Source organism: Pelagihabitans pacificus (genome assembly GCF_009371985.2).
Classification (GTDB): Bacteria; Bacteroidota; Bacteroidia; order Flavobacteriales; family Flavobacteriaceae; genus Pelagihabitans; species Pelagihabitans pacificus.
On sequence record NZ_VIKU02000002.1, the window covers coordinates 646,226 to 668,045 of the forward strand.

Genomic DNA, 21,820 nt, shown 5'->3' on the forward strand with positions numbered 1-21,820 from the left:
TAATTTGATAGAGGGTGAATCCTTTACAGGAATTCCCCATTTTCACTCATTTTAACCCTAAGGATTTGGTCCCCATTCTCTAATTTCAATTTGTATTTTTTGTTAACGCCCTTATGTTCGTGGTAATCGACTAGATATACGTCTTTTGTAATCGTCCATTCAGGAAAACGGTCAAGAACTGCCATCTGGACAGCCTTGGGCAAGTTGACGTTATTAAATCGTTCCACGGTTCGCAACAATTTGCCGTCCTTATCATAGGCCGCGAGAATAGTGCCCTCGGGGATGTAAAAGTTTACTTCATAAAAGTCATATTCGTCTTCATAATAATCGGAATTTTTCACATCAAATTCGGCTACTTTGCGCTCCAACATTTTTACCGGTATGGATGCCGCTTGTTCAGTTTTCACATTTTGCAAATACTTATAGTTCGTAGCATAAACTGTCACTTCCGTAAGCTTTTCCGTTTCGGTCGTTTCAGTGATTTGTGAATAAATTGGGAGGGTCAGCCCTATGGCAATTAGACCTAACAGTACTTTTCTCATGGTTTTGATTTTTAAATTAATATTCAGATAAGCCTGTAATAGAACCTTCGGTTCAACAGCCCAAAAGTAGGTAGTACTGCTTCTCCCTGCAATGATATAAGTCATTTTGGAGTAGGTTGTTTGTCTACTCTATAAGACGTGGATGGTTCTAATTAATACCGAAAAAGTGCGTTCATAACCCGCTCTTTTATCGGCATTTCGGTAGACGGTAAAATATAGACCGCACCGCCCTGTCTATAGGTTTCCAAAGCAGTTAAATTCGTTAATGAGGCGTTATTCGTATCTTTTTTGGTATCTAGGGCCACAACATCGTTTTCCCTATCATAAATACCATACACTTCGGTTCCTTTTTGGATAAAAAGAGTATCGACTTTTCCGTTCAAGGCTGCTTTGATGATACTATCGATTTCGTAGGAGGTCTTGGGGGTGTGGTACGACTCGGTAAACTTGGTCCTTTTTTCTTCCTGTATTTGCTTGAAATACGGTTCTATCAAATCCCACGAAGCTTGATGCAAGCTTGTTTTTCCCTTGAATTCGGGGTCTCCTTCCAAGTTCTTATCAAAAAGGGCAGGGTAGGTACTTGCCTCTTTGTAGACATCGTATACTTCATCAACACAAGCCAAAACCAAGGGTATATTCTGACCGGAAACGACTTTTTTTACACCCTTGTCAATTTCCCTAAAAAAGGTGATGAGCTCTTTTTTACGATCGTCCTTCCCCTCGCCATGACCATGAAAAGAACCTGCGCTATGAACATTTTGACCACTTCTGAATTGAAACATTTTGGGGGCGTAGTCATAGCCTACGGCCTCTTCCAATCGGTGTGGGGCAAAATCCTCGATGTTCTGGTCTTCAAAACCGTATCTAGACGCCTTATAGAGTCGCACATAGTCCTGACTCAGTTCCAAAACATAGTATTGGCCATCACCGTGGTATAAAGGAAGTAAGGGCAAGAGGTAAAAATGACCGGCCACATAGGTTTGTACCTCAAAGGGAATAGGTATTTGAAAATAACGCATTCCTTCCTCCGGATCCAAAAAAATGACCAGTCCGTCCGAGGGATTGCGCCAGAGGGTAACTTGATGTAGCAGTTGTTCGATCGGTTGAAGATATGTGGTTATCTGGTCCTCGTGCATTTGATGTTCGGCCAATGCCCTTTTTACTTCATTGATGCATTGTTTAAGCCTGGCCTGGGCCAGATGTCGATTCTGTTCCTTCCCCTGTTTGTCCATGGGCAGGTAGATCGACACACAATGAAGGGCGCGCCTTTTCATAAGGGATTCAAAAGTCTCTTTTGGTAACGGATGTATTTCAGAAGTATTCATAGTCAGATTATTTTAGACCAAAATACCCATTCAACAAATAATCCAAAATGATTTGAATCAGCTTGGAAGTGGAAACTCATTTGATTTTAAATTGTAAGACAAAGTGACTTTTCAGGAAAAAACCCGATTCAGCGGGAAGTACTTGTGCTATTAAGACATTTTTCAATGGATGCCAATAAATCTTCCAGTTCAAAAGGCTTGGTAAGGTACGCGTCGGCACCGGCTTCCATTCCTTTTTTAACTTCAACTTTTTGCGTTTTGGCACTAAAGAAAATAAAGGGAATTTTTTTTAAATGGGGATTCTTTCCAAGGTGCTTGAGTACCGCGAAACCATCCATTTCGGGCATGCGTAAATCGCACAGTATTACATCGGGCTTATGACGTTTAATTTGTTCCAGCCCTTTCCTTCCATCGGGTGCGGTCAGCGTTGAAAAGCCTTCCAATTCCAGCAGTTCTGCGGTATTTTCCCGTAGGGACGGGTCATCCTCAATGATCAGGATACAAATCATGGAATAACTTTAATAAAGTTATAGACTATGGGGCGTAATAAGGTACGAAAAATAAAGATGTTTGCAAGAATAAACCTATAGAAATCGACAACTTTCCGAAGAGAAAGGGAAGCCATTAACATTCAATTCCAACCTACGATTCCATAGCTTCGAAAATTTTACAATTTTTAATGTTTTGGTGGCGTCGCGATGAGCGAAGGTCAAATTTGTACCCAAGCATGATGTACATCATTTCATAGCACGGCCCCCAGGGTTTCCTTTGTAGTGGAATTTAGTATGAACTAAAACTTGGAGAAATGAACACTTTGAAATTAATCGGGGCACTCGTGATTCTCTTATTGACCTCTTGTGTGAGTCAAAAGAAATATACGGCCTTACAAGATCGGGCGCAACAATGCGAAAATAACTTACGGTCCAGTGAGAGCGCCCGTTCCCTGCTAGAGGTCGATCTCGCTTATGAAAAAAACAGGTCTAAATCATTGGAACAACAAATGGAGTATTTTAAGAGTACCAACACCGATTTATTGGCACGTCTATCCGATTTTTCCGTAGTAAGCAAATCCGGTGCTGAGAGTATTAAAAGATCATTGGAAGCCCTGAACGAACAAAATAAATACATTAAGGACCTAACTAGTTCTATGCAGCGAAAAGACTCCATTAATTTGGTCTTGATCATGAATTTGAAACGATCGTTGGACGATTTTGATGACGAAGACATCAGCATAGAAGTTAAGAAGGGGGTGGTCTATGTTTCCATTTCCGACAAAATGCTGTTCCGTTCCGGAAGTTATCAAATTAGCAATCACGCAGAGGAAGTTATCGGAAAAATAGCGAAGATCGTCAATGACCACAAAGAACTGGATATTCTGGTGGAGGGGCATACCGACAATGTTCCCATTGCCAATGAATGTATGATCGATAATTGGGACCTGAGTGTGAAAAGAGCCACTTCCATCGTTCGTTTAATGCAGAACAAGTTTGGGGTACAACCACAACGGATGACCGCGGGCGGGCGTTCCGAATACCTCCCTAAAACAACTAATGGGACGGTAGCAGGAAGGGCCAAAAACCGTCGTACGGAAATCGTTATTCTTCCCAAGCTCGACCAGTTCTTTGAACTCTTGGAACCTCCTCTAACAAGCATCGGAAATCAGGGTGAGTAGCCTTTAACGAGTCCCTAGCCAGGGCATCTGCATATGAGATATTTTATGTTCATTATCGTTGCTTTATGCATGCTGGACAGCTTTGCCCAAAGCATCAGCGATTTGTATGAACAAGCCAATGAATCGGTTGTTTTGATCAAAACCATACAGCCCGAAGTTTTCGGGGAGGGTCGTATGAAAGCCATGGTCACCTTGGAGGGCATCGGTTCAGGATTTGTTATTTCCGACCAGGGAGATATCATGACCGCCTCCCACATCGTTCAAACCGCAGCCCTTATCCGGGTGGTTTTTTCAGATGGGGAGGAGGTACCGGCAAAAGTGCTGTACTCGTACCCCATGGCCGATGTCGCCTTGATCAAATTAAGCGAACCGAAAAGTACCCCCTTATCGGTAGTTACACTGGCAGATTCCGATAAAGTCAAAATAGGCGATCAAGTTTTTGTTATCGGTTCGCCCTTTGGATTGGGACATTCCCTTTCCGTCGGGTACGTGAGTGGAAAACATTCAAGAAAACATGTGGTCAGCGGACTTATGACCACCGAATTCTTTCAAACGGATGCGGCGGTAAATGAAGGGAGCTCTGGAGGCCCTCTTTTTAACATGGATGGTGAAGTCATTGGAATCGCCAGTTTTATCATTAGTCACTCCGAAGGATTTCAGGGTATCTCGTTTGCCGCCACCTCGAACGTAGCCCAAAAACTACTATGCGAGGGGCAACCCCTTTGGACCGGGATACAAGCCTATTTTGTCTCAGGCCCCTTGGCTGAAATATTCAACGTACCGCAACCTGCCGGGGTGCTGGTGCAAAAAGTGGCACCAAACTCATTAGGTCATATATTGGGGCTGAGAGGAGGTTTCTATCACATGGGCATTGAGGGCGATCAGCTATTGGCAGGGGGCGATATTTTATTGAGCTTGGAAACCATCCCCTTGACCAATGGGGAAAATCTTACGAAAGCCTGGTCTATTTTAGAGCGATTACAGCCGGGAGATATTGTAAGATGTACCATTCTAAGAAAAGGAAAAGTGATGAACTTGGAAGTAATCATTCCAAAAAAGTAGAAAAAATGTCCAAACTGATCTAGGTCATTTTGTAGTTGAATACAACCCGTTATTTTAGCACCATTCAAATAGAGAATATCGTTCTTTGAAAAAATATAGTAGGTTGGGTCTTGTTTTTAGGGGAACTCAAGATCCAAGAAGACAGAAGAGGTTACAGACACCCTTTTATACCTTTTGAATCCTGAACGGGTTTAGTGATTAATCCCGGAAAGGTTCAGTGTAAGTGGAAATCGGGTCGAAGTACGTCTTCTAAGGGACCGGGACATTTCGATGTCCCGGTTTCTTTTCAAAACCTAAAAGCATTGGTCGAATCCATCGTAAGATGGAACCGGTCATAGTAGGGAAAAGGATGCTGTTGATGCCCAAATTCGTCGGTTAGGTCATTTTAGAAATAAAGTGGTTTAAAAGATAAATGAACGGTATTGATGAATTCCCTTTCACTATGGAAAACAGGAAGTTTCGGCTTCCTGTTTTTTACTGTAAACAATCCTAATCCAAGTTTCTAAGCAGCCATGCCTTAGAAACCATACAAAGGTGTTAAGAAACCTTATGGATTATCGCCCTGTTCGAATGTCTCGCTAGTACGTTTGTGCAGGACCAACGATTCAATCGCACAAGGTACCTTACTCCTTACAAAAGGACTGGAACTCTTACGGAATCCAGTCCTTTTTTTGATTTACATTCAAAAGGAGAACAGCATGTCAAAACCTTAATGAAAGTAAAAGTGCGAATGATTTCTTTGTAAGTTCGCCCCTATATCATTTTCATTGGAAGATGACTTAAGGATGAATCGGACCAAAAAACTCAGTTGGACTTTGAAAACAGGAGATTCTTGGGTCTCCTGTTTTTTTTTGAGGTTCTTTAATATGCTTCGGTCGCACTCCCAAGATATCCGTAGTAGGGGATTAGTGTTGCTTCTCCTCAAAAAACAGATTAAAAATTCGATGCTCGCTACGGTCGAACTGTTGAAGAAAAATGTTCTTTTTTCGTGCAAGGCCGTCTTCCATAAGATAACTCAAGGGTGCCAACACGGCAAAACTCCTAAATATTTCCTTTGAAATCGCCAAAATAGGCAAGGCCAATATCATGCCCGATATGCCCCACATGATTCCCCCGACAAACAAACCCATAATCACGAATAAGGGATTGATACGAATGCTTTGCCCCATCACGTTCGGGGAAATAAAATTGCCCTCTATCTGTTGCACCAAAATATACAATCCTACTACCGCCAAGGGTTGCCAAAAGTTGTCCGCTACCATTAGCATATAAAGAAAGGGTAAGATACCCCCTATGGAGGTTCCCACATAGGGTATTATTTCGAGGAATCCTGCGAGGAATCCCCAAAAGAAAGGATAGGGAACGCCAATGATCCACAATCCCGTTCCGATCAACAAACCAAGGATGATGATGACCAATCCCTGGCCCAGCATATACCGTTTTGTCAAATCCTGTAATTTATCCAACAGGCGCACTACGTTTTCCTTGCCCTTTGAATTTACTTGGGCGAGAAAAAAGTGTTTAAATGCGGTCCTATACAACAAGAGAAAGTAGGTAATGAGGATGATCAAAACCATATTGGCCAAGATACCGGTCGTTGACTCCAAACTTTCCCGAATAAAACCTATTGAAAAATCGGAAGCCGCGAGGATATTATCGGAAATCCAGCTTGCAGTGGCATCGGCCTCTAGGTTAAACTTTTGATCGGACCAATCGGAAACCGAAACCATGACCTTATTTAGGCGTTCACGAACCGATGGAAGGTCGTTGAACAAAATTCTGGTTTGGTTAAAAAAGAAAAAAAGTACTGCGAGCAAGGGTATGACCGCCAAAAGATACGAAGTGAATATGGCCAATATCCTATTCCGCAATCTACGTTCAAAAAACGCAGCAATGGGCTTTAACATCAACGCAAAAAAAAACTGAAAACCAGTGGGATAATAATCACCTTGGCCGCCATGAGAATCCAAATCAGCCCGGTAACGATGAAAATGAAGTAAAATGTATTCGCCAGATTGACTGTATATTTTCTCATGGTTGGTTGTTCTGTAAGATTATACGAGTTTAAAACGTTCCTTTACTTTGAAGAAAATACGTTCGATGACCTCCTCGGGAACCCCCAATATTTCGGAAATCTCATGCGTATCCTGATTACCGAATACAAACAATTCGATGACCTTCTTACTTCTTTCCGGTATGGTATTGTATAAAACCCCCAAAAGCTGTCTCTTTTCATCCGAGAGTAGCGAAGCTTCGTGAAGATCAAATTTTGCAATCAGTTGCTTTTCCAACAAGTCATCCAAATAAATTTTTGAGGACCAACCCTGTTTCTGGCGGTACGAAATATCGTCCAGTTCGTCATAAAGTATGGGATCCCCGTCGCCATCGGTGGTAAAATCTTCGTTCAACAACTTCAATTCCCCTTTCAACATTGCATGGGTATTGACCTCATCGGGTATTTCCTCTGCCTCTTTGCCCTCAATTTTTTTAAGGGCCTTCTGAAACAGGGAGCGTCTCAATTTTACGATATCGGTTTCCGATGAAAAATCATTGAATACTTCCAAGTAGACTTCATCGAGCATTTCATCGGCATCGTAGAATCCCCTATCGAGCATTCCCTGCTGCTCTGCTGCCTTTAGGCTTCCGGTCATGAATTGTTTTAATTCGGGCACAAAGGTTTCCAGTTTTTTATAAAACTGTTGAAAGTCGTTTTCTTGTTTGTGCTTAAATAATTCTTTGGTAGGCATAGTATGTAAAATCAAAAAGTTGAAGACAAATGAACCATTTGCCACTTTGGTACTTGCATAAAATTATGGATATATCGATTTACTATATATGATATTGATCAGTCTTCCTGTATGTATATCTATGTCCGCTATATGCCGTTTTCATTAAAATCCCCTTTAAAAAGGCTTAGGACATACTAAAATGAACCCCCGTTCCGATTCCTTATTGCGCCCTTTCCTTTCTTGTCATTCTCCATATAAAAATCTGTTTCCCCCGTTCCGAACCGTGAGGTATCTCTTTTGGACTCAATTTTCTCCCCACTCCGCCAAAATAGTTTTTACCATCTCCAGATTCAACGATCAAATCAAGATGATTTTTTTACTGCGCCCCCCACTTTTTAGGTTTGGGAACTAACGGAAAGATGTCTAAAAAGAATAGGTCACAGAATGACATACATCATTGAACACCGTCGCTGTGGACGCTATATTTGAACGACTACCCCCAAAAAGCGTGGATTATGGAGAACTTTTCGAAATACTATTTGTTGTTCCCAGGGAAATCGAAATAAGTGAAGCACGATGTGCAAAGGCGCACCATCTAGAATTAAAACTATGTAATCATGAAAAAAATACTAGTGTTCTTAGTCGTCGGGCTATTCCTTCAGGCACCTTTGGTCGCAGAGGCCCAAATCTTAAAAAAAGTAGTGAAAAAGGCCAAAAAGAAAACCGAAAGGGAAGTTGAAAAGAAGGCCGAAAAGGAGGTTGGAAAAGTTTTCGAGGAAAAATCCGAGGATTCTATTCCCGGGCAAAAACAACCCAAGGAAAAAGGTAAGGCACAGGAGCCTGCCGTTGCCTCCCAAGAACCAAAACTTGTGTGGGCGAAATATGACTTCGTTCCCGGGCCCGATATTATTTTTGATGATAATCAGGAAAATGAGGAGAACGGGGAGTTCCCATCCCGATGGGATTTAGTAAGGGGAAATGCCGAGGTAGCTGAATTTGGCGGTGATATGGTCATTATGCTGCGGGATGGGGCTCCATCAATTGTTCCTTATTTTAAAGATCCACAGGACGACTATCTACCGGATGTATTCACTATTGAATTTGATCTGTTTTACCCTGGAAATGGAAGATTCGAAGCTTATCTATATGATAGAAAAAATCAGAAATCGGGCAGCCCTACCGGTTATACTTACATAGAAATTACACATGAAACGATGCAATTGGGTCAATCCAGAAGCAAATTGCCTGAAGAAAATATCAAGAAATCCAGGTGGATGCACATAGCCATTGCTTACACCAACGGCAAATTGAAAGCGTATATGGATGAAACCCGTTTATTGAATATCCCAAGGATCGATTTTGATCCGAAAGGGTTGACGCTGTACACGTATCATGCCAAGAACGACAATTTATTCTACGTCAAAAATGTTCGTATTGCCAAGGGTGGTGTAAAATACTATGACCGGATTATGGAAGACGGAAAAATCATCGCTAACGGTATCCGTTTTGATGTAAACAAAGCCACTCTTAGACCCGAGTCTATGGGCGTTATAAATGAAATCCATGGCCTTATGACCGACCATCCGGAGATAAAATTCAGTGTCGAGGGCCATACCGATAGCGATGGTGAATTTGACTTCAATCAAGAGCTTTCAGAACGTCGGGCGAATACCGTAATGATGCAACTTGTTGCCATGGGTATCAGTGCCGATCGATTGGTCTCTAAAGGTTATGGGGAAAGTAAACCCATGGTCACCAACGATACCCCGGAGGGCAAAGCAGCCAATAGAAGGGTGGAGTTCGTGAAGATGTCGGAGGAAGGTTAAATAAAAAGAAGTGGGAATCGACAAAATAGTGCGCCCTTTGTTATCCTCGCTGATGGTTGAGCTGATGTGAACGTTTTAAAAAGGGGTTTCGTTACAAACCCCTTTTTATACCTTTTTAATTTTTGTTCTTTTTGGGCCGGTACTTGAACTTTTGTCCCCCAAGGGAGGCTTCGTACATTAGGCCCGCCTTGGACATCGTAAATACGGCAACGCCATTTTGGTAGGCTACATCGGCCGAGGCACCTACCGTTACCGCCACTGCGGAGACCTGTCCTGCAAATTTGAGTTTGCCCCGTTGAAACCTTTTCATGGCCTGTTCATCCTCAAAAAATATGAGCTCGCTATACGCCTGTCCGCCAAACTGGAAACCCACGGTGATCTGGGTCATGGTGACCTTTCCAATGGGTTCGCCCTTCTGGAAAACAACACCTGAGCCATGGGCACCGCCTACGCCGGCGGCTCCTTTTCCTACCCCTGGAAAAACGGCGTAACCGTATGCTTCCTGAAAGAATAGCTCCAAACCGGGGTCTTTTTCCTTAAACATTTCTATCGTCTCCCTTGCTTTTGTTTCAAGTTCGGGATCCCATCCGCCTATCTGTCCCTGTGCAAAAATACCCGTGTAGGTCAGAAATACGGTTAGACTTAAAAACAATAAACTATTTGTTCTTGCCATTCTTGTTTTCATAATGCGCTATTTTACTATTATTACTATGTGCCGTTTCGATTTTCGAAATCCCAACTTTTATCCTTTGTGGGTGATGAAAACAATGTACCGACCTTTTATCGGATAGTCAATGATCAAAATCATTTTGAAAGTCGCCCTATGCCCGATGCTTTTAGGTCCACTCTAGATTTAAAGTATCCTTGTCGGCCCATTCAACCGTTGTTCCGAACTGTTTGCACTCCCTACTCAACACCTTTTGCATCCGGGCTCGATTCTTTTTATTGGGACGGGTAATTTGAAATTTTTTCACTTCAGTGGGCACCATTTGCAAGGAGACAAGTTGACCTAAAGCGTCAACTTTTACAAAATATAGGAATCCGAGATGGGCCTTGTAGGATTCGTGGCCCGCTATGCCTTCATAATCGTTCAATAAATCACCGCAACCATAGATAATGGCTTTTCGTTGATAGACTTCAATGCCCAAAAAATGATGGGAAGAATGACCATGGACAATATCGACCCGGGCAAAGTCAATGAGATCGTGTGCAAACTGCCGATGTGCTTTGGGAATGTCATACCCCCAATTACCGCCCCAATGAATGGAGGCTATGGCCACATCCCCAGGCTGTTTGTATTTGGTTATCAGTCGACTTATTCGTTTAATCGTTTCCATCGAAAAATCATTCAACAAATTGACTCCGGGCCTATTTTCAGTTGCTTTCCAACCATGCGAAATACCACTTGAAGTAGTCCCAAAGGAAAAAACCAATACACGGCCTTTTTTCCCTACTTGAACAACAGCGGGTGTTTCTGCTTCCTTCCTATCCCGGCCTGCACCACAACAGGCGATACCCACCTCTTCCAAGGTTTCCAATGTCTCCAATAATCCCTCTTGACCCCAATCCATGATATGATTGTTCGCCAGCACACAGCAATCTATGTGGGCAACGGTAAGACAAGGGATATTTTCGGGATGCATACGGTAGTTGATACCCTTATCTGCAAAATGTTCGCTGTAGGTGATACTGGTTTCCAGATTGATAATCCTTGCATCTGCCTCGCGTATCTGTTGCAATTTGTCTCCCCAAAGATAGTTATAGGTAACCGGGCGGTCTATGGGTCCGTTTACCTTTTCTGCCAATTCCACGTAGTGTCGCGCATCCTTCACATAGGATTCGTACAGCATGGGATGGCTCGGATGGGGTAGTATCTGGTCAACACCCCTACCGGTCATTACATCCCCACAAAGGAATATGTTTCGTTCTTTTTCCACCTCAAAATTCCTGAACTATATTCTAATCAACGAGCCAGTTTCTTCCTCGCCCGAACCCTTGCCCTCCAAATGACGACGACACCGATTACTCCGAGTACCGACATGATAGAGGCAAAATATACTTCGCCTCACGTCCACCGGGTATATTGCAAGTACCTGTGTTGCTGTCGTACATCAAAATCAAACCAAGGACCCACCCTACCAAGCACGAATACCACTACCAGAAAGGCGCGAATCATGGCCGCCGCCGCCCCTAGTCGAAGGGGAAGCCCATCTTTGTTCGATTCATTGGAAAGGAACCAGGGTACGCAGGCCACCATGCATGCTAGGTCAATTAGAAATTCCCTTAGCAACAAGGCCGACACCCATGGGACCAGTATCCCCAACGTTCCTTGTGAAAGCATCATGATGGTTCTTAGGAGCATTCCCGCGCCCAGAACAAGCGTTGCTTGGATTGGGTCAAAATCGTTTCTTACAATATGGCATGTCCTATTTCATTTCAACCAATGCTTTGAGATTTTCCCCCTCCTCTTTCATATGTCTTTTAATAGCCTCGATACGAATTGGGGCAATTTGGGAAAGCAAATGGCCGAAATTAAACGAAAGCGTTGCTGTGAAAATGCTACCTTCTCCTTTTGGTTCGATGACAAAAGAACCCTCAGGGCAAAGAATCCCTATTGGAAATAAAAATCGATAGCTCACTTTTCTTTTCGGTTCTATCTCGGTAAGCCGCGTTTTGAGTCGATGTAATTTCCCATGAAGGTATTCCTCGCAATAGAGAATGGATCCTACCTCATTCGGATTTCCCTTTATCCACTTGCAACTCACATGTTCCCCATGCCATTTCCGATAATCCTCATTCGATGAGAACAATTGCGCCAACATATCAAACACCTTGGTCGGTGCTGCATTTATCTCTATGGTATCCTTTATGAGCGCCATACAACAACTTGATGATTTGTACCCTGAATCTTTATGTAATCGAAATAGGTCGAAGCCGTATCAGGTTTGCAATTTCCTTTTTGCTTTTCGAAACCGCTTCCTATACTCTTTATCCATTTTTTCCGTCGCGTATTGAACGATCAGGCGTCCACAACGGTCTTTCCACTGTAGGAGGAAATCTTCGATGTCTTTTGGATATTTTTTCCATAAACTCCGCAATAAGGTTCCGATTCCTTTTTGCACGTATTCGGAATCGTCCAACATCAAAGGTTCGACCATCGATAACGCTACTTCCGGTTTCAATTCGTCTTTTGCCAATTCTATAAGCGTTACCGGAACCGCCCTTCTTTGCCACTGCGAGTCTGCCGAGGTCCATTCCTTTAGCTTTTCATAGGAAATGACACCATCCTTTAGAAAACTGGAAAGTACCAACATGCAGAGCACATCGGTGGTTGCCCAATTGTCAATACCGGTCCCGAACCAATTGCCGATTCTTTCAAAAGTGGATGTGGTATAATGCTCCCTTTCGGATTGTAGCAAGGCGATTGCCATGGATTTTTCTTCGAATTTTCCTTGTTCCATCAAAGAATCCCCAAGATTCAGGTAGTCTCTAAGCGACATTTCATTTTTCCAGCCTTTGATCCAGTCATCTCGCTGTTTTTCAAAAACCTTGGTTTCTATTCCGTACCCATCAAACCCCTCCTTGAAATAGCGAGCATATTTTTGGACGATTGCAGGATTGGAATTTCGGATAAAAAAATCACGGATTTCGGTATGTTTTTGCTCAATCATTTTCACAATTTTTTTATTGGGCTATTTTATTTAGAACTTTCTGTAGTCGTTTCATTTGTGTAGCTTTTTTACATTCCCCTTTTCGTTTTTCCAACAGATTTCGGTAGGCCTCCCTGTTTTTGTCGGTAATCGATGCGAAAGCTTTTTCGGCATAGGAAGCCAGTTGTTTTATTGGACATTTCCAAAGTTGCTCCAATAGTAAGGGATCGGTAGTATCGAAATACGCTTCATAGCAATTTAATTTTGCCAATATTCCCACGCCACAATCAATGGTAATTACCGAGCCTTTTTGAACCGTTTCCATGATCAAATCCAAGGCTGCAAAGACTTCTTTGGACTTTAGATCGGTAATGGTAAGCAATGCAATCATTCCACTCCATACCATACGGTTGTTCTTCCTGGACAGAAGCCCCAGAAAGTCAGCATGGTAATCGGCGATCAGTTCCGGCTTTATATAGCCTATCTCATAAAGTGTTTTGATACAATCGCCCTGTATCCTATTATCCTTATTCCGCAAATTGACAATAAGTTCATCTATTGCCTCGTGATTCTCGGAGGAGGCTATTTGTTGCGCCAAGGCGATGTTCGCTTCGCTACTTCTTGACCCCAATGCAGATGCCAATGAAGGTAGTACGGACATGGCGTATCGATTGCGTTATTCTTCCTTGAGCTCCATGATACCAAAGATATTACCTTCGGTATCCCTGCATCCGGCAATAAATCCGATGTTGGGGATCGTAGACTTGGGTTCAACGATTTCCCCTCCCAACTCCTTTACCTTGGCAATCGCCTCATCGATGGCGTCTACCTGGATGAAATTGGTAATTTTCTGATAGTCCTTTTCCCTTTTGGCCAATCCACCCCCAATTCCTCTTTCCCCTGTCGCGGTATTGGTCTCAATGAGGTAATACTCCACCGGACCCGCAGGAAATTTTTCGATTTTCCAACCAAATAATTGCTCATAGAAATTTTTCGCGCGAAGGACATCTTCGGCAGAAATGTCGAAATGTATAATGGAAGTCATTGTTTGTTCCTTTCTTAATTTATCAATCGTTTTCTTAGGGTTGGGAACCTATTGTTACGGTGGCATTGCCGTCACCCACCATGACCATCACGTTCAATTTCCCTTTTTCGGCAGCAAGATGACCCCCTGTACCTGCCACCGTGGTATAGTTTATTTTGAAGCCTTTGGCCTCCAGTTCTTTCTTGTAGTTCTGCAGTGCCGTTTGTGGCACTTCCTCAAAAATGACGACCCAATTTTTGGTGTCGTCCATTTCTTGAGTGCTAACGCTCATCACTTTGCCTTCCGCAAACTCCGGCACCTCTTCGGGGGCCTCATCGGGCCAACTGTGTACCGTAGCATCGGTAGTGAAGGTTCCCTCCTCTGTCTCGATCGTTACTTTTTCATTATCGATGTCTACTTTGGCTTTATCACCTATCGACTTTTCTATCATCTTTTCGGTAGTCTTTTCCGCAGCCTTTTTGCAGGATTCAAATATAGCTGTGGCACTAACCAAGAAAAGTAACATCATTATATGCTTTAAATTAAACTTGTTGGAATGTCTCATAGGATATTGTTTTAGTTTGAAAACCTTGTTATCGATCAAAGGACGAAATCCCACAATCGCCGTTTCAAAAGTAGGATGGCGATGAAATCTCGGCAATGATGTAGATCAGCTGTAGTCCCTGACCTTAATCATTTCAGTACAAAGTCATTTTATGCAATTTTGAGGCAATACTTCCGCCCCTGATAAATAAAGCACGATGGCCGCTACTAAAAACCTGATTTTTGCATTGGATTCGAGCAAGGGCTTTGGCTCGACGGTCGCAGAAGTGGTGGGTATGACCTTAAGCGCACATGAGGAACGGGATTTTCCCGGGGGGGAACACAAAACACGATCCCTGGTCGAGGTACTGGGCAAGCATGCCTTTATTATCCATAGTCTTTATAGAGAACCTGGTCGAACGGTCAATGACAAACTTTGCAGACTGTTGTTCTTTATCGGTTCATTAAAAGATGCGGGTGCCTCCGAAGTAACCGTAATCGCTCCTTACCTGTGTTATTCGCGAAAAGATAAAAAGACCAAGCCTTATGACCCGATTACCACCAACTATGTTGCCCGACTATTCGAGGCTATGGGGGCGGACCGATTTGTGACCTTGGATGTACACAACGTGCAGGCCTTTGAAAACGCTTTTCGCATTCCCACCATACATCTGGAAGCCAAAGCTGCTATGGCATCCTATTTCGTCACATCTATAAAGAATCGGGAAACCGTCGTTTTATCCCCGGATATCGGGGGAGTCAAAAGGGCGATGGGGTTTGCGGAAGTACTCGGCAATAAATTGAAAAAATCGATTTCAGTAGCGGTCATGCACAAAACCCGGAGCGAGGGGGTCGTTGGGGGTACAGAACAAATCTTTGGGAACGTTCACGGGAAAATGGTTATCATTCTAGACGACCTTATTAGTTCGGGCACCACCCTATTGCGAGCGGCAAAATCCTGTAAAAAGGCAGGGGCGAACAAGGTATATGCCGCTGCTACCCACGGTGTCTTTTCGAACGGGGCCAATACCTCGTTAATAGATCCAGCTTTCGATAAGATTATTATTACCAACAGCATTCCGCCCCTTTGCCTGGAACAGGAAATTGTGGAACAGAAGGTCAATATCCTCGATGTGGCGCCTTTAATCGGAAATCTTATCGGTGAGCTCATGGAGAATTCCTAGGGAATGTCAATCTTTGACAAAGGTTACCTACCCTTTCGACAATTGCTATAATGCTGCTTTAAAATAAAATAATTGATGGTTGCCTTCACGAAAACTCAAAAGAGGCACCTTGCCATAGTCTTCCATTTTTTTAACCAAATCTTGGTGGAACAATTTTCGGAACACCCCGACTTTTTCCCTTTCCAACATTACCACTAAATCGGCTTCGATGTCTTCCAGATAGGTTCTGAGCGATTCAAAAATATTTTCGGAGAATACGAGTTCAAATTCCAAAGCGTCATAAGTGACCTTTTCCTCCAATTCATCCTTGAACCATTCCAATTGCATCTCTCCTTTATACTCTTTTTTGGTCGAGATATGCACTACCCTAATTTCAGCATTGAACGGTTCGGCGATTTCGGCCAATTTTCGAATGGCATAGACATCTTCCTCCTCAAAATCGGAGGCGTATACAATGGTTTTTATAGAAGTGTACTCGGTATCTGCCGGAATTGCCAAGACGGGGCAAGGCGCCTTGTCAATAAGCTGCTTGGTCGTGCTTCCGAGTAAAAGTTCCCGTACGGCACTCTCTCCTTTAACCCCAACGACAATCAAATAGGCATGCCAATCGTTGGCTTTTGAAATAATTCCCGTCACCGCCGATTTTTCCGTTACCGGCTCGCATTGTAGTTTCGGGGATGTACACTTTTCGCCCAAATGCTCTTTACAGAACTTCTCCAATCGTAAACGATGGCTTTTCATGGACGCTTCCTCGGAATGTGGAAAAGGCTCATCAAGCCCCTCCAAACCAACAATGACCGGGTAGCCAAAGGCATGGGTAACAACCAAACGGGCGTCCATCTGCATTGATAAACCGTAAGCGTATTTTAAGGCGGCTACAGAGTTATCGGAATAATCGGTGGCATATAAAATCGTTTTCATATTTCGCTTTTTTAGCTGTCAGAACCTAAAGTTAAGTACTCATACCCACCCATTAAATGACCAAAGTCATCTTAAGAAAGATGAAGGGCCAATAGATGGGGTTCCCAATTATGCAGGCAAGTGCTATATGAACAATTCATAACCAACCGATCCATACCGGGAATAACCTGAATTTGTACGAGCATAGGCCTTGATGTGAATCCGGTCGGTATTGCCTTAATTTTTTACGTGGTTTTCAATTGTCAATGTGTATTTTTATGACCAACTTTTGAAATCATCAATCCACCAAAAATGGGTGTATGATGAGAAGTAAATGTTCCGTAATACATCGGAAAACTACAAAATACTAGCGCTATGAATCCTGAGAACAACTTTGAGATTGCAACCCTTGGGGCTGCGACCAATTCTTCACCGCTCCACTTGAGCAAGACCATAGGTGATCAAATATTCAATTTCGTAGAAGACGACAATAAAATCCTAGCCGATATCTCCCTCAATGGCTTTAATGTGTGCATTCAAAACAATATACAACCGGCATGCCTGGAAAAAGCGGGACCAAGGGAAAAGCTTTTTTTCAAGCCAAGAAATACCACAGCGGCCATTGTGACCTGTGGCGGACTTTGTCCCGGTATCAACAATGTAATTCGTAGTCTGGTAATGGCCCTGCATTATTTTTACGGGGCGAAACGGATTATTGGCATCCCGTACGGGTATGAGGGCCTCATCCCCAAATACGGGCATGGGTTCCGCGAACTGACACCGGAAATAGTCAAGGATATTCACGAATTCGGAGGCACCATGTTGGGTTCTTCCCGAGGAGGACAGCCTGTTGATGAAATGGTCGATACACTTGAAAAGAATAATATCGACATGTTATTTGCTATCGGGGGCGATGGTACGTTAAAAGGAGTGAATGCCCTCGGGGAAGAAATTGAAAAGCGAAAGCTGCCAATTGCCGTGGTGGGCATACCAAAAACAATTGATAACGATATCGACCTGATCGATAAATCATTCGGATTCGAAACTGCCTTTGATGTTGCGAGCCCCATTATCAGGGATGCACACAATGAAGCTACCGGGGCCTACAATGGCATCGCCATCGTAAAATTAATGGGTAGGGACAGCGGATTCATTGCCGCTTCAACTGCTATTGCCATGCCCGTCGTCAATTTTGTATTGGTTCCTGAAATGGGCTTCGCCCTGGATGGTGAAAACGGGTTTCTACAAGCACTAAAAAAACGGCTTCAAATGAAAAAGCATGCAGTCATCGTGGTGGCCGAAGGTGCCGGACAACATCTGTTCGAAGGAGGAGAGCGATTAACCGATGCCTCCGGGAATGTACAGCACAAGGACATTGGGCTACACCTGAAACGGCGTATCAAGGAATACTTTGATGCCGAAGGAACCGAAGTAACCATCAAATATATCGATCCTAGTTATATCATACGCAGTGCGCCCGCTAATACGAACGACAGCCTTTTTTGCAACCGTATGGCGTACCAGGCGGTACATGGGGCCATGGCCGGTAAAACCAAATTTGTGGTAGGTAGGCTCAATAACCAATTTGTATATCTTCCTATTTCCAGAGTGGTCAACAAAAGGAAAAAAATAGATTTGGAAGGGGAATTTTGGTTTGCTGCCTTACAAAGCACCGGCCAACCCTTTTCACTACAGTAGAATCAATATTAGGGATTCAATATAATTCTTTGTAATACTGTCTCGCCATTCTTTCACTGCCAAAGTCGGGCACTACGTCATCCATTGCATTGAACACAATTTTTTGCCATTCGTTCGGGGTTTCGTAAAAAGCAGGCAATACTTTTTGTTCCAATACCTCGTACAAGTGGGCTCGGTCTAGCCGATCTTGTTCCTCGACAGGCAATGCGTGGTCGATTTCAGGTAAAACGAAGCAATTTTTACCGTTTTTGGCAAACTCGGGCATCCAGCCATCATTGATGGAAAGATTGACCGATCCGTTCATAGCGGCTGTCATACCACTGGTACCGGAGGCTTCACGCGTAATTCTTGGGGTGTTCAACCAAACATCAGAGCCTGCTTTCAACTGTCGGGAAAGCTCGATTTCATATCCGGTGAGTACAGCAAGATTAGACACCTGTTCGGTACGAAATACCAATCGATTGAAGATTTCAATGGCATCAAAGTCCTTTGGGTAAGGCTTACCTGCCCAAATGATTTGAATAGGATATTCATCATTGGTGATCAGCTTTTCGAATCGTTCGGCATCTTGTAATAGCAAATCGGCCCTCTTATATCCAGCAAATCGCCTGGCCCAAACCATGGTCAAGATATTAGGGTCAAATACCTTTCCCGTTTGGTATAAGACTTCTTCGAAAAGTTTCGTTTTTAACTCACGTTTCCTTCTGCGAAAGGCGTTCGTATCCTTTCTTTTCCAAGCATTTTTAATCTTTCTATCCTGCCAAAAGCCTTGATGCTGGGCATTGGTAATCGGTATGATCTTATCGGTCCCCTCAAAGTTTTCCCACATGCGTTTTGAAACCTCGGCGTGTAATTTTGAAACGGCATTGGCCTTTTTGGCAAGTCGTAATGCCGCCACAGTATAATTCAGATTATCACCGTTTGTCAACTCCCTTTGAAGTTCCTCGTTCGAAAGTCTTCTTCCAAAAAAACCAAAGTCGTTCAAATGATAACCATTGCGTTCTTCGTTCCCCCCCTTTTCAGGTGTATGGGTCGTAAAGGCCTTATGAACTTCAAGCCCCTTGTCACGCAGGTAGTAGAATGCGGGGAGCCCATGGCCTTCGTTTAGATGGTATACATCGGCACCACCCAAGGCCTCTACGATCTTGGCACCACCAATCCCTAAAATAATACTCTGGGCGACGCGGGTCTCCTCATTGGCATCATAGAGATAATCGGTTATGGTGCGGGACAGATAATCGTTGCCCTCGACATCGGTCGTCAAAAAATAAATAGGAGCCGACCCAAATACATTTGGTTTTAAGACATAGGCACGAACTTTGACAGAGGGGTTGTCGTGAATACGTACCTCAACCTCCAAACCGGAATCTTCCAGAAAACTGTAGTGTTTTTCGATAAACCGGGTCTCCAAGGTGCGGTCTTTCTTTCTTCCCTGGTCGTAATAGCCATACTTCCAAAGCATTCCTATCCCGATCAAATTCTGTTTTAGCTCATAGGCCGATCGCATATGGGAGCCCGCTAGGAACCCAAGACCGCCCGAATAGGTCTTCAATCCTTGATGCACCGCGAATTCCATACTGAAATACGCTGTTCTTTTTTTAAATTCGGTTGCCGGGTTGTACGGATGGTACCAGGTGGCAAATTTACTGATGGTACCATTGATTCGGTTCGGTTCTTTCATAGCATAAAAATAACATCCTTTATAATCATCATCATTACCTTTATGTAAATTAACAACGTGATTTCATTTGGTGGGTATAAAAATAGAAGTTTCTACTTATTATACGAACGTGTAACTGGTTTTGTGCGTCTTTTCAGAAAGGCCATACATACGGTACAACCAGCATCGTAAGTACAAATAGTAGGAGCAACAACGGACCGCCTACTTTCACGTAGTCAAGGAACTTGTAACCACCGGCACCCATGACCATGGCATTGGTCGTGGTGCCTACGGGGGTCAAAAAAGCGGTCGACGCGCTGATAGCCACTACCATCATAAAAGGTTTTGGGGATACACCCAGGGATACTGCCGCCATGAACGCAATGGGCGCCATCAGCACCGCCGTCGCCGAATTGTTGATGGTTTGGCTAAAGACCATGGTCACTAAAAAAATCCCTCCCAATAACATCGTAGGGTGAATGGTGCCCAAATAATCGACCAATCCGTTGGAAACCATTTCGGCCGTACCCGTTTTCTGTAGGGCCAACCCCATAGGAATCATCGCTGCAATCATCACTACGCTTGTCCAACTGATACCCTTGTAGGCTTTTGTGATAGGCACACAACCTGTTAGCATCATAATTCCACCACAGATCAGTGCGGCTATAGCCCCCGGAAAAACATCGAAAACCAAAAGCAATATCATAAGTACGAGCGTTCCCAAGGCGATATAGGATCGGGGAGTCAGCTCGTCTACATCCTTAGCCATGGCATCCGGACTACCGGAAATGACCAAATTCTCATAGACCCCCTTCAGCGATTCTATGTTCTCCCAAGAGCCCCTGATCACGAAGGCATCACCCGCCTTTATTTTGATATTCTTATCCGCCAAGGGTTTACCATCACGCGATGCTCCCAATAACTGGATACCCGATTTCTTAAGGTATCGCCCCAAGGGCAACGTACGCCCCACAAAAAAGGAGGTGGGGGTAATGATCATTTCAACCATTCCGATTTCTTGGTTGATGAGCTCCTTTTTCAATTCGGAAGGCTCAAAGGCTTGTGGAATCAGACCCAGTTTCAATGCGATGATCATTTCGTCCACGTCCTCTGCCGTTCCTTTTACCGTTATAATATCGTGGTAGCGCATTTCGGTGTCAGGTTCGGGAAGTTCTACAAAGGGGGCCGTACCTTTTAACACATTAGGGTGTCTGCGGCGAAGACGCATCACGGATATGTTGTGTTTTTCCTCAAACTGCCAATCCCCTATCTTGGTACCGATCAAGGGTGACATCGATCGAATTCGCAAACGGTACATATTGTCCCCGATGCTATAGTTGGAAATCCAGCGATGAACCTCGGAATCAATACTCACTGGGCGGTTCTTGGTCTTATGATTGGGCAACAGTTTGTACCCTATGTACCTAAAATAAAAAATACAGATAACCAAAAGGGGAAGACCGATCAAGGAGAACTCAAAAAACGAAAAACCATTTATTCCTTGTTCCACCAACACATTACTAACGATGATGTTGGGAGGCGTACCGGTCAAAGTTAGCAAACCGCCTGTGTTGGAGCCAAAAGCTACCGGCATCAGGAGTTTGGAAGGCAGTGTCCCGGCCTTCCATGCCGCAGATACGGTCACCGGTAAAAGGGCCGCCACTGTACCGGTATTGCTTACAAAGCCGGAGAGTACACCGGATCCAAAAGTGACAAGAATCAATAATTTAGGGATGCTTTTGCCTGCCCAAAAAACAAATTTTTGACCTGCCAAGGCCGTCCATCCCGTTCTGGCAAGTCCTTCTCCCACGATAAAAAGCGCGGCGATCATCAGCACCGTAGGATTGCTGAAACCACTCAAGGTTTCCGATAGATCCAGGATTCCTGTGAGATAAAGCGCCAACATCGACATGAGGGCGACCACATCGGGCGGGAACTTTCCCCAAATGAACAAGGCGATGGTAATGGCCAAAATGACCAATAAAATAATCATTCAAAGAGAATA

General features: G+C 43.7%; 21 protein-coding genes. 5 read left to right on the forward strand and 16 right to left on the reverse strand.

Annotation, left to right across the window (positions count from 1 at the left end):
- Positions 1-23: 23 nt before the first annotated feature.
- From FK220_RS10295 to FK220_RS10305, 3 genes are all read right to left on the reverse strand, one after another.
- Positions 24-542 (reverse strand): nicotinate-nucleotide adenylyltransferase, encoded by a 519-nt coding sequence (locus tag FK220_RS10295; RefSeq protein ID WP_152574222.1) that lies wholly within the window; start codon positions 540-542, stop codon positions 24-26.
- Between the two features lie 152 nt (positions 543-694).
- Positions 695-1,867, reverse strand: a complete 1,173-nt coding sequence (locus FK220_RS10300; protein WP_152574223.1) for a baeRF7 domain-containing protein — start codon at positions 1,865-1,867, stop codon at positions 695-697.
- A 128-nt stretch (positions 1,868-1,995) separates the two neighbouring features.
- Positions 1,996-2,376: a response regulator transcription factor gene (locus tag FK220_RS10305; protein WP_152574224.1), complete on the reverse strand. Its 381-nt coding sequence runs from the start codon at positions 2,374-2,376 to the stop codon at positions 1,996-1,998.
- 296 nt (positions 2,377-2,672) lie between these two features.
- Here FK220_RS10305 and FK220_RS10310 point away from each other — a divergent pair, with 296 nt between their 5' ends.
- A complete protein-coding gene (locus tag FK220_RS10310; RefSeq protein ID WP_152574225.1) occupies positions 2,673-3,539 on the forward strand; it encodes an OmpA/MotB family protein in 867 nt (288 codons plus the stop codon).
- Positions 3,540-3,584: 45 nt separating this feature from the next.
- Positions 3,585-4,601: a S1C family serine protease gene (locus tag FK220_RS10315; RefSeq protein ID WP_238718972.1), complete on the forward strand. Its 1,017-nt coding sequence runs from the start codon at positions 3,585-3,587 to the stop codon at positions 4,599-4,601.
- Positions 4,602-5,506: 905 nt separating this feature from the next.
- Here FK220_RS10315 and FK220_RS10320 read toward each other — a convergent pair.
- Positions 5,507-6,571, reverse strand: coding sequence for an AI-2E family transporter (locus FK220_RS10320; protein WP_317168324.1), 1,065 nt, complete (start codon positions 6,569-6,571; stop codon positions 5,507-5,509).
- A gap of 84 nt (positions 6,572-6,655) precedes the next feature.
- A complete protein-coding gene (locus tag FK220_RS10325; protein WP_152574228.1) occupies positions 6,656-7,348 on the reverse strand; it encodes an RNA polymerase sigma factor in 693 nt (230 codons plus the stop codon).
- Positions 7,349-7,947: 599 nt separating this feature from the next.
- Here FK220_RS10325 and FK220_RS10330 point away from each other — a divergent pair.
- Positions 7,948-9,156, forward strand: coding sequence for an OmpA family protein (locus tag FK220_RS10330; protein WP_152574229.1), 1,209 nt, complete (start codon positions 7,948-7,950; stop codon positions 9,154-9,156).
- Positions 9,157-9,271: 115 nt separating this feature from the next.
- On the opposite strand, the gene FK220_RS10335 is transcribed toward FK220_RS10330, so the two are convergent.
- The 8 genes from FK220_RS10335 to FK220_RS10370 all read right to left on the reverse strand — a co-directional run bounded on the left by FK220_RS10335 (position 9,272) and on the right by FK220_RS10370 (position 14,395).
- A complete protein-coding gene (locus FK220_RS10335) occupies positions 9,272-9,841 on the reverse strand; it encodes a lipid-binding SYLF domain-containing protein (RefSeq protein WP_238718973.1) in 570 nt (189 codons plus the stop codon).
- 151 nt (positions 9,842-9,992) lie between these two features.
- Positions 9,993-11,093, reverse strand: coding sequence for a CapA family protein (locus FK220_RS10340; protein ID WP_317168325.1), 1,101 nt, complete (start codon positions 11,091-11,093; stop codon positions 9,993-9,995).
- 128 nt (positions 11,094-11,221) lie between these two features.
- A complete protein-coding gene (locus FK220_RS10345; protein WP_152574230.1) occupies positions 11,222-11,500 on the reverse strand; it encodes a hypothetical protein in 279 nt (92 codons plus the stop codon).
- An 82-nt stretch (positions 11,501-11,582) separates the two neighbouring features.
- Positions 11,583-12,035: an SRPBCC family protein gene (locus FK220_RS10350; RefSeq protein ID WP_152574231.1), complete on the reverse strand. Its 453-nt coding sequence runs from the start codon at positions 12,033-12,035 to the stop codon at positions 11,583-11,585.
- A 60-nt stretch (positions 12,036-12,095) separates the two neighbouring features.
- Positions 12,096-12,827 carry a DNA alkylation repair protein gene (locus tag FK220_RS10355; RefSeq protein ID WP_152574232.1) on the reverse strand — a complete coding sequence of 244 codons (732 nt, stop codon included), beginning with the start codon at positions 12,825-12,827 and terminating at the stop codon, positions 12,096-12,098.
- A 13-nt stretch (positions 12,828-12,840) separates the two neighbouring features.
- Positions 12,841-13,467, reverse strand: coding sequence for a hypothetical protein (locus FK220_RS10360; RefSeq protein WP_152574233.1), 627 nt, complete (start codon positions 13,465-13,467; stop codon positions 12,841-12,843).
- A gap of 15 nt (positions 13,468-13,482) precedes the next feature.
- Positions 13,483-13,851 (reverse strand): VOC family protein, encoded by a 369-nt coding sequence (locus tag FK220_RS10365; protein ID WP_152574234.1) that lies wholly within the window; start codon positions 13,849-13,851, stop codon positions 13,483-13,485.
- Positions 13,852-13,885: 34 nt separating this feature from the next.
- Positions 13,886-14,395 carry a hypothetical protein gene (locus FK220_RS10370; protein ID WP_152574235.1) on the reverse strand — a complete coding sequence of 170 codons (510 nt, stop codon included), beginning with the start codon at positions 14,393-14,395 and terminating at the stop codon, positions 13,886-13,888.
- 196 nt (positions 14,396-14,591) lie between these two features.
- Between FK220_RS10370 and FK220_RS10375 the strand changes: the two genes are divergently transcribed.
- Positions 14,592-15,557, forward strand: coding sequence for a ribose-phosphate diphosphokinase (locus FK220_RS10375; protein WP_152574236.1), 966 nt, complete (start codon positions 14,592-14,594; stop codon positions 15,555-15,557).
- A 45-nt stretch (positions 15,558-15,602) separates the two neighbouring features.
- On the opposite strand, the gene FK220_RS10380 is transcribed toward FK220_RS10375, so the two are convergent.
- On the reverse strand, positions 15,603-16,478 hold the full coding sequence (locus tag FK220_RS10380; RefSeq protein ID WP_152574237.1) for a universal stress protein: 876 nt from the start codon (positions 16,476-16,478) through the stop codon (positions 15,603-15,605).
- 354 nt (positions 16,479-16,832) lie between these two features.
- On the opposite strand from FK220_RS10380, the gene FK220_RS10385 reads away from it, so the two are divergent.
- A complete protein-coding gene (locus FK220_RS10385) occupies positions 16,833-18,155 on the forward strand; it encodes an ATP-dependent 6-phosphofructokinase (protein ID WP_152574238.1) in 1,323 nt (440 codons plus the stop codon).
- Positions 18,156-18,171: 16 nt separating this feature from the next.
- Here the strand turns inward: FK220_RS10385 and glgP are convergent, their stop codons facing one another.
- A complete protein-coding gene (gene glgP / locus FK220_RS10390) occupies positions 18,172-19,836 on the reverse strand; it encodes an alpha-glucan family phosphorylase (RefSeq protein WP_152574239.1) in 1,665 nt (554 codons plus the stop codon).
- A gap of 133 nt (positions 19,837-19,969) precedes the next feature.
- A complete protein-coding gene (locus tag FK220_RS10395) occupies positions 19,970-21,808 on the reverse strand; it encodes an SLC13 family permease (protein ID WP_152574240.1) in 1,839 nt (612 codons plus the stop codon).
- Positions 21,809-21,820: the final 12 nt, after the last annotated feature.

Coding starts and splice junctions, on each gene's coding strand:
- FK220_RS10295 (WP_152574222.1), bottom strand. CDS start 542: ATGAGAAAAGTACTGTTAGGTCTAATTGCCATAGGGCTGACCCTCCCA.
- FK220_RS10300 (WP_152574223.1), bottom strand. CDS start 1,867: ATGAATACTTCTGAAATACATCCGTTACCAAAAGAGACTTTTGAATCC.
- FK220_RS10305 (WP_152574224.1), bottom strand. CDS start 2,376: ATGATTTGTATCCTGATCATTGAGGATGACCCGTCCCTACGGGAAAAT.
- FK220_RS10310 (WP_152574225.1), top strand. CDS start 2,673: ATGAACACTTTGAAATTAATCGGGGCACTCGTGATTCTCTTATTGACC.
- FK220_RS10315 (WP_238718972.1), top strand. CDS start 3,585: ATGTTCATTATCGTTGCTTTATGCATGCTGGACAGCTTTGCCCAAAGC.
- FK220_RS10325 (WP_152574228.1), bottom strand. CDS start 7,348: ATGCCTACCAAAGAATTATTTAAGCACAAACAAGAAAACGACTTTCAA.
- FK220_RS10330 (WP_152574229.1), top strand. CDS start 7,948: ATGAAAAAAATACTAGTGTTCTTAGTCGTCGGGCTATTCCTTCAGGCA.
- FK220_RS10335 (WP_238718973.1), bottom strand. CDS start 9,841: ATGAAAACAAGAATGGCAAGAACAAATAGTTTATTGTTTTTAAGTCTA.
- FK220_RS10345 (WP_152574230.1), bottom strand. CDS start 11,500: ATGATGCTTTCACAAGGAACGTTGGGGATACTGGTCCCATGGGTGTCG.
- FK220_RS10350 (WP_152574231.1), bottom strand. CDS start 12,035: ATGGCGCTCATAAAGGATACCATAGAGATAAATGCAGCACCGACCAAG.
- FK220_RS10355 (WP_152574232.1), bottom strand. CDS start 12,827: ATGATTGAGCAAAAACATACCGAAATCCGTGATTTTTTTATCCGAAAT.
- FK220_RS10360 (WP_152574233.1), bottom strand. CDS start 13,467: ATGTCCGTACTACCTTCATTGGCATCTGCATTGGGGTCAAGAAGTAGC.
- FK220_RS10365 (WP_152574234.1), bottom strand. CDS start 13,851: ATGACTTCCATTATACATTTCGACATTTCTGCCGAAGATGTCCTTCGC.
- FK220_RS10370 (WP_152574235.1), bottom strand. CDS start 14,395: ATGAGACATTCCAACAAGTTTAATTTAAAGCATATAATGATGTTACTT.
- FK220_RS10375 (WP_152574236.1), top strand. CDS start 14,592: ATGGCCGCTACTAAAAACCTGATTTTTGCATTGGATTCGAGCAAGGGC.
- FK220_RS10380 (WP_152574237.1), bottom strand. CDS start 16,478: ATGAAAACGATTTTATATGCCACCGATTATTCCGATAACTCTGTAGCC.
- FK220_RS10385 (WP_152574238.1), top strand. CDS start 16,833: ATGAATCCTGAGAACAACTTTGAGATTGCAACCCTTGGGGCTGCGACC.
- glgP (WP_152574239.1), bottom strand. CDS start 19,836: ATGAAAGAACCGAACCGAATCAATGGTACCATCAGTAAATTTGCCACC.
- FK220_RS10395 (WP_152574240.1), bottom strand. CDS start 21,808: ATGATTATTTTATTGGTCATTTTGGCCATTACCATCGCCTTGTTCATT.